Source organism: Chitinophaga sp. GbtcB8, assembly GCF_019091455.1.
Taxonomy (GTDB): Bacteria; Bacteroidota; Bacteroidia; order Chitinophagales; family Chitinophagaceae; genus Chitinophaga.
This window is the reverse complement of the sequence record NZ_JAGXJN010000006.1, coordinates 41,547-56,093: the sequence shown is the minus strand read 5'-3', so window position 1 is coordinate 56,093 and position 14,547 is coordinate 41,547. Positions and strand designations below refer to the sequence as shown.

The window sequence follows — 14,547 nt, the reverse complement described above, 5'->3', positions numbered from 1 at the left end:
TTTAAAACTTAACATTCACACCAACATTCACAATACGCTGCTGCGGATAGAACTGCCCGCTGCTGCTGGTGGTGGACCCTGTGGGACCGCCTTCCGGATCATAGTCCTTCACTTTGGTAATGGTAAACAGGTTAAAGGCATTGGCGTATACACGCAGCCCGCTTATTTTAATGCGGGACAATACATCTGCATTAATGTTATACCCCAGCTCAACGTTCTTTAACCGTAAAAAGGATGCATTATTCAACCAGAACGTATTATTATAAAGGCCTCCGTTAATAGAGGCAGAAGCGCGGTTATCTGCACGCGGATAGCTGCCGTTGGGATTATTGGGGCTCCAGCGGTTATCGGCCCAGCTGCTGTAGAAATTACCGATGGTGCCGGATTCCGGCAGTACGTACTGGCTTACATGTGTTTGCCCGGCCAGCACGGCGGAAAAGTCAAAACCTTTATAATCTGCACCTAATACTATACCATAGGTTATTTCAGGAATGTTACCATATTTTGAACGGGTAGCATCATCAGCTGTGATCTGTTTATCGCCATTATAATCCTTGTAGATCAGGTCTCCCAGCTGTGCGCCGGCCAGGTGCGGATAATTATCCAGGTCTGCCTGGGTTCTGAAAATACCAATGGCGTCATACAGCAGGTAAGTATTCAGGGGGCGGCCTGTCTGGCGCTGGTAATCCAATGCGCCGGCTGCTTCGTCTATAAAAATGATCTTGCTTTTGGCGTAGGTAAAGTTACCGTTGATGTGGTAATGAACGCCGCCGGCGGAATTGTCATACCCCAGGGTTGCTTCTATACCATTGCTGTTCACTTTCCCTATATTTTCGGAAGGCACCAAAGGATCGCTGCCAAAGGGATTCACAATACCGGATACCTGCGGGATGGAAGCATTCCGCTGGGTAAGGATATTGGAACGTTTTTGCTGGAAGTAAATGAACTCCAGTGAGAAATGCTGCAGGAAAACAGCATTCAAACCCAGGTCCATTTTCTTGGCTGTTTCCCAGGTAATATTGGGATTGGCCAGTTTAATGATGTCTATACCCGGGTGGATATTGGAGCCTACTACATATTGGTTGCTGAAGCTATAGTTATCAAAATACTGGAACAATCCTACGTTATCATTACCCAATGTACCATAAGAACCGCGCAGCTTCAGGTCCTGGATAAAGGATACCGGCTGAAACCATTCTTCTTTGGAGATACGCCAGCCCGCGGATATGGAAGGGAAAAATCCATATTGTTTACCCTTAGGGAAAGTGGAAGAACCATCTATACGCGCCTGCCCTTCCAGCAAATATTTTTCCTGGTAATTATAGGCCAGCCTTGCAATGTAACTTTTGCGGGTGAACTGGTAGCTTTTGCCGGCATTGTTCTTATCAGTAGCAGCGGATCCGCCTTGTGACAGTTCCGGCAGCTGTGAGGAAGGGAAGTTTAACCGGGATGCAGAAAGGCTGTCCATTACGGTTTTGCTTTGCTCATAACCTACAAAGGCATCCACATGATGCTGGCCGAACTGGCGGGTAAAATTCAATTTGATGTTGGAGGTGAGCAGTGACTGGTTCTGCTGGTACTGGGTCAGGGAAGCCAGGCCGGCGGAACCGCCTACCACTACTTTATTATAAGTATTGGCAGTAGCATCATAGCTGTATACCGGGTAAGGTATGCCGAATGATTTATCGGAGCTCCAGGATTTATCTACTGAGAAAAAACCGTCCAGCGACAGGCCTTCCAGGCCCGGAATGTCATAAGAACCTTTCAGAATGCCGTTGAACACCTGTGTGGGATTCCGGTTTGTACCGCCTATATCTGTTACCTGCATCACCGGGTTGTTATTTTCTATACCCGAAGTAGGCAGCCCGTTGGGATAAATAGCGGCTACGGTAGGATAAGCGCGGTAAATAGAACGGAAGATATCACCGGCGCCTGTTTGCGGGTACACACGGTCTTCTTCCCTGCCGGATAAATACAAACCTACTTTCAGGCGTTTGGTTATATTGGCATCTATATTTGAACGGAAGTTATACTGGTCATACTGGGTAGCGCCATGTTTGTAGATGCCCTGCTGCCCGATGGTACCCAGGGATACATAATATTTTACATTTTCACTGCCCCCGCTTACAGACAGGCTATGCTGGTGCTGCAGCGCAACGTTCCGCAATGTGGCCTTCTGCCAGTCGGTATTGGGATAGTTCAGCGGGTCTGATCCGTCCCTGAACTTCTGGATCTGCGCATCGGTATAAAACTGGTTTAATCCGCCACCCGGGTTGGTATAATATTGGATCTCGTTCGCGAGCGTAGCGTAGGTAGCCGCATCTGCCATTTTAGGCAGGCGGGTAGGTGAGGAAAAACCCTGGTTAAAGCTGTAACTGATCACCGGCTTACCGGTTTTACCCCGTTTGGTGGTAATTAATATTACCCCGTTGGCCGCACGGCTGCCGTATACGGCGGCAGATGCATCTTTCAGCACCGTCATGCTTTCAATATCGTTCGGGTCCAGCCTTTGCATGCCGCCTATTTGTCCCGGCACCCCATCTACCACTATTAATACATCATTATTACCGGTAGTGGCCAGGCCGCGTATGTATACATTAGAACCATCATAACCCGGCTCTCCTGAGCGGTTATTGGCTATTACACCGGAGAAACGGCCGGCCAGGGAGTTGGATACGTTAGGCTGCGGGCTTTTTACAATGTCCGCTCCTTTTATAACGGAAAGGGAACCCGTAAGAGTGGCTTTTTTCTGCGTGCCGTAACCTACCACCACTACTTCGTTCACATTCTGGGTGGTAGCTGCCAGTGAAACAGACAGGGATGCATTATTCCTTACCACTAATTCCTGTGTAACATAAGACAGGTGATTGAATACCAGGGTATCTCCTATACCGGCGGCCAGGGAAAACTGCCCGGCATTATCTGTCGTTGTTCCCTGGGTGGTATTTTTCACCCGCACCGAAACTCCGGGCACCGATTCCCCACCGGAAACCACCTTCCCGGTGATCTTCGATTGCTGGGCCCAAATGGTAATAGGAATAAGGAAAAGAAAGATAGATAGGAATCTTTTTTTCATAACGGAACCTGTTTAAATGAATAATAGCTGGTCTTTAAATTTTGGTCTTGTATTTTTTGTACTCAGTTTACAAGGCGCAAATTAGCCGGTAAGGGAGGCCCCGGATAGGGGGTAAATCATTTAAAACAGGGGGTAAAATCACATTTTGATCATCTTTCGATCATATTTTGATCACATTCAGATCCCCGTTAAAGGAGGGGCGGTATTTCTTTACATACTCCGAAGGGTTCATCCCGAACAGTTTTACAAACTGCTCCCGGAAGTACCGGATATCCCCAATGCCTACCTGCTGGGCGGCCTGGTTAATGGTATAATTTTCCTTCAGCATTAATACGGCGGCTCTTCTTAAGCGAATGGAACGGATAAAGGCATTAATGGTTTGGCCGGACATAGATTTCACCCTTTTATACAGGCTGGAATGGCTCATGCCAATGGCCTGTGTAAATGTTTTGATGGAAAAATCCTCGTTATCCAGGTTGGCTTCCACGATCTTAATACACTGGTTCAGGAAATCGCGGTAGTCTGCCGGTACGCGTATGCTGGTGTGTTTCAGGGTTATATGATCCAGGAAGTATTGCCGCAGCAGGTGCCGGTTCTTAATGATGTTCTCTGCCTTCACCATCAGCAGCTCTTTGTCGAACGGCTTGGTGATATAATCGTCTGCCCCTTCTTCCAGGCCTTTCATCTGCACATCGGCAGCGGAAGCGGAGGTGAGCAGGATAACCGGTATATGGCTCAGGGTTTCTGTTTGTTTGATACGGGTGCAGAGCTCTACACCATTCATGCCTTCCATCTGGATATCGCTGATCACCAGGTCCGGCATATGTTTTTCCACCAGGGCAAAACCATCATCCCCGTTATCTGCTTCATAAATAATGTAGCGGTCTGCAAAAAGCTGCCGCAGGTACTCCCTTATTTCCGCATTGTCATCTATCAGCAGGATGGACCGTTTTTCCGTTACCAGCTCCTCTACAGGTTTAAGCGGGGGGCTTCCTTTTTCCTTTTTGATGGCGAGGTCTGTTCCTTCTGCCAGCTCATGCAGGATCCCGGACCTTGCCGTGGTATCGGCTACCAGGTCAGCGCCTTCCAGGTGACCGGTGCCTTTCTTTAAGCGGATAAAAAAGGCGGTACCCTCATTTGCCGGGCTGGTATAGTTAATAGAACCCTTATGGCTTTCAACAAAATGTTTTACCAGGTAAAGCCCTATCCCAAAGCCGGTTTGCAAATGTTCCCGCCGGCCCGCTGCCCGCTGGAACTTATCAAAGATCCTGTTGCCCATGCCTTCGGGTATGCCGCAGCCATTATCCTTGATCAGGATCTCTACTTCATTTTCCGCTTCCCGCAGCTCCAGCAGGATGCTGCCCCCATCCGGCGTAAATTTAAACGCGTTGGATAGCAGGTTAAAGAGGGCTATTTCAAGCTTCTCGTAATCCGCATACAGCACTATCTGCTCCTGGCTGCAGCGGAACTGGTATAACATTTCCCTTGCTTTAGCCTGCTGGGAAAAACACAGATATACCTCATTACATAGCTCCACCACATTCAGCCGGGTTATTTTCAGCTGATCGCCCTGGGTATCTGCTTTACGGAAAAGCAAGAGCTGGTCTACGAGGCTTAGCAGGCGCCTGGCATTGCGGTATACTACGCCCAGCGTCTCATTATCTTCCCGCTGCTCCTGTTTTTGTATGAACTCCTTTAATGGATTAATGATCAGGGTAAGGGGTGTTCTGAACTCATGTGATATGTTTGTGAAAAAGGACAGCTTGCGTTCATTGATCTCTTTCTCTTTCTCATTTTCAAGGTGCGCCAGCTTAATTTCATACTGCAGGCGTTCCTGCCGCGACCTGTACTGGATAAAGAACCAGATGGCCCCCGCTGCGCAGGTAATATACAGCAGCCGCGCCCACCAAGTGCGGTACCAGGGCGGCAGCACAATAATGCTTACGGTGCGTACCTCCCGGCTCCATTTTCCATCGGCATTGGTAGCCTTTATTTTAAAAACATAAGTGCCTTCCTGCAAACGGGTATAATTAGCGGTACGGGATTCCCCTACATAGTTCCAGCCTTTATCCCAGCCTTCCAGGTAATAGGCATAGCTGATCTTATCGGGCGAGGTGTATTCCAGCGCAACAAAATCAAAAGAAATAACTGCTTTGTCATAGGGGATCTTCAGCTCCTGCACATCATGCTGCTCCAGCGGGATGTTATTTATTTTCATACCGGTTAACAGCAAGGGCGGCATTCCTACCTGCTGGTACACGCTATCCGGGTGAAAGATGTTGAACCCTTTGATGCCTCCGAACATTAGCTCGCCTGAGCGCAGCTTTAATGCTGCATTGTAGGTGAACTGGTTGCTCTGCAGGCCATCGGACTGGGAAAAATTCCTGAACGTCCCCTTTTCCGGGTTAAAACAGGACAGGCCATTGTAGGTGCTGAGCCAAAGGTTGCCGGCATCATCTTCCAGCACTTTGAGAATGGAATTATTCGGCAGCCCGTCTGCATCTGTAAAACGGGTGAAAGTGCCGGTGCCGGTGTTAAAAAGCAGCAGCCCGCCGCCCTCGGTACCCAGCCAGCAATTGCCCCGCTTATCCATATAAATGGCACGGATGGTATAACCTATATTATATTCCTGGTGATGTTTGCGGGTGCGGTCAATCCGGATCAGCTTTCCATAGTTACCGGCCCATAAATTACCCTTGCTGTCCTCTGCGAGGCTCTGGACATTTACAATGCCGGGGTCAAAAACCTCAAACTTTCCTTTGGCCCTGTTAAAGGTATATAAGGTGCCATTGTTGGTAGTGCTGGCCCAGAGATCTTTCCGCGCATCTTCATACACCAGCCATACATTATTTTCTTCTACACCGGTATAGGGGTTAAAACAGGAAAAATGCTCAAAGGTGCCGGTGGCCCTGTTGTAACGGTTTATGCCCCTGAACCAGGTGGAGAGCCAGATGTCGCCCAGGGAATCGCGGATGATCGATGTGATAAAATTGCTGCTGATAGAGCCTTTTACTGCGGGGTTGCGGGTATACCGGGTATAGGTGTTGTGCTCCCTGTCCCAGTATTTTAAGCCGCCGCCGTCTGTTCCTATCCAGATGTTTTTCCCCTCATCTTCGCAAAACGAAAAAATGAAATTGTTGATGGACCCGAAAATGCTGTCATCATTAAAAGCATACAGCTCAAACAGGTGCTGCCGGGGCTGAATAATATTGATGCCTCCCCGTAAGGTGCCGATCCATTTCCGGTTTTCCCGGTCCTCATAAATGGAATAAACTGCATTGCTGCTCAGCTGCTGCTTGCTGCCAGGGGCCGGGAAAGGGGCGGCCTGCTCTGCCGGCGAGCGCAGTACATACATCCCATTACCATCTGACGCTATCCACAACACGCCCTGCTTGTCAATACACAGGTTAACGATCTTACTATTTTCCGTGATATAGTTGGCGGAATAGGTATTAGTGCGCTGGTCGTACCGGAAAAGGCCATTGTCTGTACCCAGCCAGAGCGGGCCTTTGGGATCCGCTTTCAGGCAGTTGCCTTTATTGATCTCCTGATTTATTACCTGCAGGGTTTTGTTTACAGCATCGTACCTGGACAGGCCTTTTCCCTGTATAAATAACCAGGCGTAGCGGCCTCCCCGCTCAAAATCAATGGCGGTTACCTCATACTCCGTGATAGCCTGGCGGCCATCCTGCAGGGGGATCTGGCGGCCGGTATGCATATCCCCTTCAAACAACAGCAAACCATTACTTTCTGAACCAATGAGGATAATGCCTTCCCTGCTGGCTTTAATAATATGGATATTACCGTTCACCGGCCCGGCAATATTACTGCCTGCCGGTATATAGCGGGCAACGGAAAACTTTTCATTCACCGGGTCAAAAACGCTCACGCCTTTGCGGCCGCCTATCCACAATCTATGACGCAGGTCTCCCTCAATGGTATAAATACCATTATCCATCAGGGAGGTGCTGTCCCCTATCTTATTCCTGTAAATTTTAAATTTATAACCGTCGTACCGGTTTAACCCATCATAGGTACCAAACCACAAAAATCCTTTATTGTCCTGGTAAATGTTGGTAACTGCATTGTTGGAAAGGCCGTCCTCTATGCCCAGGTATTTAATGGGATAGCTGGTTGCGGACAGGCGGCCCGTGATAGTAATGAATAAAAATAAAATGACAATCCTGTTCCCCCACCCCTTCATACATCGGTTTTAAGTCATATAAAAATATTAAAAATTATTGTTCATACGTTCAACTGTTCATTTGATCTTCGCTAAGCGCTGGTACAGCTGGTGCACCTTTTGGCTTCTTAATATATTTTCTTCTTCCAGGGCAGATGGATAAAGCAAGGATCCATTCTGCTGCACAAAGGCCTGGCTGAGTGATGGCTCCTGCTTCATAAGCTGCTGCAGCTGCGCTAAACATGAGGCCCTGTCTTCCGGCGTAAGGTGCGCGGCATTTGCCCTGGCTTCTATTGTCATAAAGGTGAGATAATAAACACGGATATCCGCCATTAGCCGGGAATGTGCAAATGCCTGCTGGTTCTTCACAGGCCGGAGTGATTGTAAAATAGCGGCTGCGCTGCGCGCACTGTCCAGCAGCTGGCTGATAGTCATTGCTACCGGTGCTATTACCTGTCCTTTATTTATTTTATAAGGCGCTGTAAACAAGGCTGCTTTGAACTGTAAAGCGTCTTTTTCACTGAGGCCATACTGCCGGCTGCAGTACTGTTTTATAAAGCCGTCTATATCCAATGGGGCCGGGCTGCTGATGGCTTTCTCATAGGCAGCTACCAACAGATCAAAACCGCTTATGGGGTATACATGCCTGATTGCATACAGCTCTATCAGGTCGCCTTCTGAATCAAACAGGGAGGAGTAAGCGCCGGAGGTGGACCAGGATGTCATGAGGATGCCCTGGTAGCCTAGTTTTCTGCAGGCGGGTATAAAATCCCGGATATTATTGAAATGCTTTTGCCAGCAGGTTATAAAATAGTTGTCAGGATCACTTCTTAATGCAGGCGCTCCCCAGATCTCATATCCGCTGTTCACCAGCTGCTGATGGTCGCCAAACCTGTCCAGGGGCCAGCCATAATTCCAGTCAATAAATACGGTTTGTTTGGGCAGCAAGTGAATATACTCCGGGTATTTAAGCGCAATATCCGCCCAAAGGACCGGCCGTTTACCCAGCCCCACAACAATATCACACAACAGTTTTATGTGATCGAAATAAAGGCGGGACAGACCTACCTCCGCCACCCTTTTTTTACATTTTTCGCAATGGCCCAGTAAATATGTTTCATCCCCGCCTATATGTATGAATGGGGAGGAATGCGTAGCTGCCAGGTCGGTGTAGAGTGTTGTGAACAGTTTTTTATTCAATGCCGGTTCACTGGGGCATACCTGTGAAAAGTCCTGGTTATCTTCCCGCAATGCGGCATACTTATAGTGGCGTAAAATATACTCCACATGGCCAAAGCTTTGCTGCAGCGGGATTACATCTATTGAAATGCTCTTACAGAAACGGATAAAATCAGCTACTTCCTGTCTCGTATAGGCATAACGGTTAGCTATTAAAGGCTCCTGTTCAAATGGATAGCTGGCTTCCCATTCCACCAGCAGGGTGTTAATGCCATGTTTGCTGAGATCCAGGGCAAACTGTTTAAGCGCAGGCATTTTCATTACCTGTATGCGCAGATCCAGGTGGAAGCCTTTAACCTTAAAGGATGCAGCGCCTTCCTGCGCATATACGGCCGGCATTGTAAACAACAACAGAACGGTCAGCAGCTTTAGCAGAACAGGCTTCATGTGAGTATATTTTGTATTGCAAAAATAGCATAGATCAGCTATACCAGTCATGGGCCGGTTCTGAACGGGGATGCGGGCAAACCTTCTTTATTAAACAGGTTGGGATTAACCGGAAAATCGGCCCAGGCATAACGCACGTATACCGGTTTTGCTATTTCATCTTTCCACACCACTACCTTATCTCCCTCTATCCGCGCTTTTGCCCACACAAATTTTTTATCGCTGCCTGCTATGGCAAATTCGCTTAGCTCCTCCCCGTCAATGCTCATTAACCCACTGCCGGTATGGCTAAAGGAAAGAATGATCCTGTTGCCTTCTATCTTAGCTGATTGAAAAAGTGGCCCGCTATACACTACAGTGCTGTCGCCGTATGCCAGCCGTTGGGCTGCCAGAGCAAGCCGCTCCCCTACTTCCTTTTTCCGGTCGGGATGCACATCATTCCACTCCCCCAGATCTATGGCCACAGCCATTGCCGTGCGGGGAACAGCCAGCGACTGTAATTGCGCTTCGCGGAAACTGGCCCACTGGCTTTCCATAGGCAGGTAATTCATTTCCATAAAACCAGGCAGCTGCACATACAGGAAAGGGGCATCCGGCTGCTGCCATTTGCGCCGCCAGTCAGCGATCATGGCCGGCTGCATACGGGCATAGTCTGCGGCACGCCCGGCATTGGTTTCGCCCTGGTACCAGATAAACCCCCTGACCTTAAAATTGAAGATGGGTGCTAACATAGCATTGTATAAGGCAGTGGGCTGGTTCTGTAATGCTATACGGCCGTTATTAGTAACAGCGCCCTGCGGGTTCACCTGGCCTACCTTATATGCCCAGTAACCTTTCAGGTCAATGGTATCATTGCCTGCAATTAACTGGTAAGGCTTATCCGGAACAAAACCGCCCTTGCCTGCATTATTGGTTACGCGGATCACAAAAAGATTTTTGCCGGCCTTTAACGTACCTGCCGGCAGCTGGTAACGCCTTTGGGGATACAGGTAGCTGGTAGTTCCCACCTGTTTCCCGTTTATGTATAACACATCGGCATCTACAATGCGGCCCAGGAAAACCTTTGCAGGCAACCCGGCCATAACAGCTGGCACCGTTATCTCACGGCGGTACCATACTACGCCATTCAGATCATGAATGCCCTGGTCTTCCCAGTAACCCGGGATATTGATCGTTCTCCATCCCTTAGGGATATACGATGGGCTGGCCCATCCTTCCGTGTAGCCCTTATCGTTAGCCGGATCAGGGGTGTATACAGCGGGCAGGCTGCGTTCCTTTTCGCCCAGGTAGGCGGTATCCTTATTCTGTGTTATAGTGCCTGTTACGGCAGGAAAATCTGCCAGGCTTTCCTCACTCATCCAGGCTTCTATAGGCGTGCCGCCCCAGCTGGTATTGATAAGGCCAATGGGAACATGATATTTTTCGTACAGCTGCTTACCGAAAAAATAAGCGACTGCTGAAAAGTCCCTTACATTAGCCGGGTTGGCCCATAACCAGGAGCCGCCGGGCAAATCGTCCCGGGGGCCCTGCAGATCAGTAACATTGGGTACTGCAAATTGCCTTACCAGGGGATAATTGGCCGCAGCAATGTCTGCTTCATAACGCACATCATGCAGCCGCATCTGGTGCACCATATTGGACTGGCCGGCACAAAGCCATACATCGCCCACCAGGATCTCTTTCAGCGTAATATGATTGGCGGCATCTATTTGCATGGTATAAGGCCCGCCTGCCTTCATGGCCGGCATTAACAGGCGCCATTTACCTTCGGAGCCAGCCACTGCCCGGAACCGTTTATTATTAAAGCGTACGCTCACCTTTTCACCTGGTGCAGCCCAGCCCCAGATGGTAAGATCCCGGTCCCGCTGCAGCACCATGCTGTCGCGGATCAGCCGGGGAAGCCTTACCTGCGCCTGCAGGCACTGGCAGATGGAAAACGTGAACACAAGGAGCAGGAGCAATTTTTTCATACAACAGTTACTTGGAATCGGCTATTGAATACGTGGACAGCTGCCTCAAACAATTCCTTTACTGTTCAAAGGCAACCTTATCGCTTATACGAAAGAAATCGAAATCTACAAAGCCTCCGGGACTTTTTGTAGCATAATTAAATAATCCAAAGCGGTAGCCCATAAAATGCGGTATGGTATAGGCCATTTGCAGGGCTGCGCCGATCTTTGTCCAGGATGTGCCATCTAAAGAAAAATAAAAATAAGCTTTATCAGACTTGTCTTTAAAATCGCAGTCAGCTTTCAGGTACACGGTATGCTGCGTAAGCGGGATACTTTGCAGCTCCACAGGCAAGCCGGATTCCGCGCTTACCATTACCACCTGCCTGGCGCCCCCTGCTGCCTTTACACCCACCCAGCCATATTTTTGCTGTAATAACATGAGCCCCGCGCAATCACCATCCTTCATGTTTAATACATCAATAGCTGTTATGCCGGATGAAAAGGGTCCGAATGTTCTTTGTGTGAGCGTATTACGGGCCAGCAGCAGTGATGTATCCACCCTGCCGGTAGTAAGCCGCAGGTAACCCGGGCGCCGGCTAAGCGACCAGTGGCTGTTATCAGGATTATGGTTCCACTGCCAAACCAGTGGCAGCGGGGCTTCTCCCGGCTTGCGGCTAAACTCATCTGAAGCTACAATGCCCGGATCCAGGCTTTTATTTGCGGGAAGATCTAAAGAATCGGGCACTTTGCCATTAATGCCCAGCACCGGCCAGCCATCCTGCCATTTTACAGGCACCCAGTAGGGAATACGGCCTACGGCGCCAAAGTCACGGAACAGATAAGCATACCAATCCCCCGCTGGTGTGCTGATAAGGCCTCCCTGCGCCACGCCTTTGTCCTGCAAGGCAACACGGCCCTCATAAGGGCCGGTGATCTTATCTGCCCGGTGAATGGTCACGGTGCGCATACCGCCTCTGGGCCAGCAGATATTGAACAGGTAATACTTCCCATTCACCTTGAACAGCTGTGATCCTTCTCCAGGTAAGCCGTTATCCGCACCAGCAGGGGCGCCGGCATTTTCGATGATCACCTGGCTGGCGCCCGGCTTAAGTCCTGAGAGGTCGCTGTTCAGCTCCAACAGTGTTATTTTGCCAACGCCATCCAGCATGTATACATGGCCGTCATCATCAAAGAACAGGGAATGATCATGTAAAGACGGTTTGAATGAAACCGCTTTCCAGGGGCCTTTTTCAATATCCCTGGTGGAATAGATATAGGTTTTATTCGTGGTGCCGGCAAAAGTGCTTACATAATAAACCCCATTGTGGTAACGCAGGCTGCTAGCCCAGGAGCCCCTGCCATAGGTACTTTGGCCATTAGCAAGGTTCAGCGCATCCACATTATCCAGCACATCATAGGCATAACTAACAATTTGCCAGTTCACCAGGTCTTTGGATTTCATAATGGGCACACCCGGGCTCATATGCATAGTGGTGCTGCTCATGTAATAAGTGTCTCCAACGCGGATCATGGACAAATCAGGTACATCTGCATAAATGACAGGGTTGTGCGCCTGCTGTGCCTGCAGGCACTGACAGATGGAAAACGTGAGCACAAAGAGCGTGATAATTTTTTTCATACAACCGTTTACGTGAAAAGTTCTTCAATATGTGGCCAATCGTTATTTCTTTTTCCTAAGTCTGATAACGGTCAGGGACATGGGCGGAGCGGTATATTCAAAGGTTTTGGCTGCATTGAATGCGGATGTAACAGGTGTAACCGCAGCCGGGCTGCCAAATACGTTTGCCGCTTCCGGGCTGCCGCTCAATACTGTTTTTGCGGCAGCTGCATCCAGCTTTCCAAAGGCGGAGAGATTAATTTTCATACTGCCTTGTTCCGGCCCTGCATTTACCAGCTTCAGGATCACATCGCCGGTTTTGCTGTCCTGCACACAGGAAGCCGCCAGTGCGGAATCAGCTGGGTTTTTGGAAACAACATTTTCAAAATAAGTATCCCCCTGGTTCACGGAGAATAGTTGCTGCACGTAATAATTTACCGTTGGGTAAGCGGAGGTATTGTCAAAATAGATCATGTCGGGGTTCCATTGAGTGAACCCGGATTTTGCCAGCAGGGGCGCGTACGAGGCCAGGCTTACCACATCGCCGTTGCGCTCAATAGCTGTCATGTAAGCGGCTTCAGACAGGGCATTCTTCATTTTGTTGCCCCGGGATGCGTATTCGCCTATGTAAACTTTTGTAGCGTTGCGTTTATACGTATCATAACGGTATTGATTGGATATAAACCACTCCGGCGCGCTATAATAATGTTCATCCACCACGGGTACCTGCAGCGCATTGGCCAGCTTCCAGCCTTTATCAAAATCTTCACCTTCCGGAAAGGGCCCAACGGTTCCGATAACAGTTATTTCCGGGTGTTTGGCTTTAACGGCATCATAGATCATTTTAAAGCGCTGCTCAAATTCAGGTGTGATCTTATCCTCATTACCAATGCCTACGTATTGCAGATTAAACGGCGCAGGATGGCCGGCTGCAGCGCGTTTGGAGCCCCAGGTAGAAGCAGCGGGGCCGTTGGCCCATTCCACCAGGTCAAGCACTTCCTGGATATAATCCTGCATTTCACTCATATCGATCGCTTTTTGCCCGGTACCGCCAATGCGCCAGGTGCCGCCGGAATTCTGGCAGCTAACTGCAGCAGGCAATACCGGTAATGGTTTGGCGCCTATATCTTCACAAAACTGGAAGTACTCGAAATAACCCAATCCGGCTGTTTGATGATAACCCCAGATATTTTTTTGCTCTACCCTTTGCTCAACAGGCCCAACAGTGTTTTTCCAGCGGTACATGTTTCCCAGCCCATCGCCATGCGCCAGGCAGCCGCCGGGAAAACGGATGAATTTTGGATGAATATCTGCAAGCAGCTGAGCCAGATCGGCCCGCAATCCATTGGGCCGGTTCTTAAACGTATTGCCGGGGAAAAGCGATACCACATCCAATGCCAGCTTACCTTTGGTAGTGGCCAGCACCACTAATGCGGTGCTATCATTGGTAGCGGAGGCTACCAGGTCTGTGGTATATTTTTGCCAGTCAGCTGATGATACGGTGATCTTACTTTCCGCCAGCGTTTCTCCTTTCGGGTTCTGAAGGCTTACCACTACATTAACGGGCGCTTGTGAAAGCAATTTTGCAAAAACAGAAAAGTGATACTTTTCACCAGCCTTCACAGGTATTTTAGCAAATCCATCGTTCCTGATCCCTACGCCATTATCTCCCACATGTTCAATGTTCAGCACTGCATAGTGAGGATTGTTGGGATGTACCGGCGCGCTGGTTTCTATATTCAATGAGCCGTAGGAGAATCCCGGGGTAATGTATTGCCAGAATGAGAAAGAATGCCACTCGCGCCTGTCAGTAGGGCTGTACTCAAAGGAGCGGTTCTGCACCAGCTCTGCGTATAAGCCGCCATCTGCCGAGTAGTTGATATCTTCAAAGAAAAGGCCGAAGAGGTCCGGGCTTATTTTTTTGCCTCCTTTCAGGCCCTGGGCCGATACATAAGAGAATATCAGCACATTCATTACAATAAGGGTCATTGACCTTATTCCGGCAGACAGGTAATAGCGATAATTTTGGTCCTTGAGTATTTTCATAACAGATTATTTGGCCGATGGTCCATAGTCCATGGAGTACACCGCA

Annotated in this window: 6 protein-coding genes; all 6 read right to left on the bottom strand. The window is 49.2% G+C overall.

Annotation, left to right across the window (positions count from 1 at the left end):
• Position 1: 1 nt before the first annotated feature.
• The gene (locus KVT36_RS08670; protein ID WP_217603098.1) at positions 2–3,076 is read right to left on the bottom strand and encodes a TonB-dependent receptor; all 3,075 of its coding nucleotides are present in this window, start codon (positions 3,074–3,076) and stop codon (positions 2–4) included.
• A 160-nt stretch (positions 3,077–3,236) separates the two neighbouring features.
• Positions 3,237–7,280, bottom strand: coding sequence for a two-component regulator propeller domain-containing protein (locus KVT36_RS08665; RefSeq protein WP_217603097.1), 4,044 nt, complete (start codon positions 7,278–7,280; stop codon positions 3,237–3,239).
• A gap of 57 nt (positions 7,281–7,337) precedes the next feature.
• Positions 7,338–8,885, bottom strand: a complete 1,548-nt coding sequence (locus tag KVT36_RS08660) for a beta-N-acetylhexosaminidase (protein WP_217603096.1) — start codon at positions 8,883–8,885, stop codon at positions 7,338–7,340.
• 47 nt (positions 8,886–8,932) lie between these two features.
• Positions 8,933–10,855: a sialate O-acetylesterase gene (locus KVT36_RS08655; protein WP_217603095.1), complete on the bottom strand. Its 1,923-nt coding sequence runs from the start codon at positions 10,853–10,855 to the stop codon at positions 8,933–8,935.
• Positions 10,856–10,913: 58 nt separating this feature from the next.
• Positions 10,914–12,476: a glycoside hydrolase 43 family protein gene (locus tag KVT36_RS08650; RefSeq protein WP_217603094.1), complete on the bottom strand. Its 1,563-nt coding sequence runs from the start codon at positions 12,474–12,476 to the stop codon at positions 10,914–10,916.
• 42 nt (positions 12,477–12,518) lie between these two features.
• On the bottom strand, positions 12,519–14,501 hold the full coding sequence (locus tag KVT36_RS08645) for an alpha-L-arabinofuranosidase C-terminal domain-containing protein (protein WP_254639913.1): 1,983 nt from the start codon (positions 14,499–14,501) through the stop codon (positions 12,519–12,521).
• Between the last annotated feature and the right edge of the window lie 46 nt (positions 14,502–14,547).

Bases quoted from the DNA above. Each gene is read 5' to 3' on its own strand.
- KVT36_RS08655 (WP_217603095.1), bottom strand. From the start codon at position 10,855: ATGAAAAAATTGCTCCTGCTCCTTGTGTTCACGTTTTCCATCTGCCAG.
- KVT36_RS08645 (WP_254639913.1), bottom strand. From the start codon at position 14,501: ATGAAAATACTCAAGGACCAAAATTATCGCTATTACCTGTCTGCCGGA.
- KVT36_RS08665 (WP_217603097.1), bottom strand. From the start codon at position 7,280: ATGAAGGGGTGGGGGAACAGGATTGTCATTTTATTTTTATTCATTACT.
- KVT36_RS08650 (WP_217603094.1), bottom strand. From the start codon at position 12,476: ATGAAAAAAATTATCACGCTCTTTGTGCTCACGTTTTCCATCTGTCAG.
- KVT36_RS08660 (WP_217603096.1), bottom strand. From the start codon at position 8,885: ATGAAGCCTGTTCTGCTAAAGCTGCTGACCGTTCTGTTGTTGTTTACA.
- KVT36_RS08670 (WP_217603098.1), bottom strand. From the start codon at position 3,076: ATGAAAAAAAGATTCCTATCTATCTTTCTTTTCCTTATTCCTATTACC.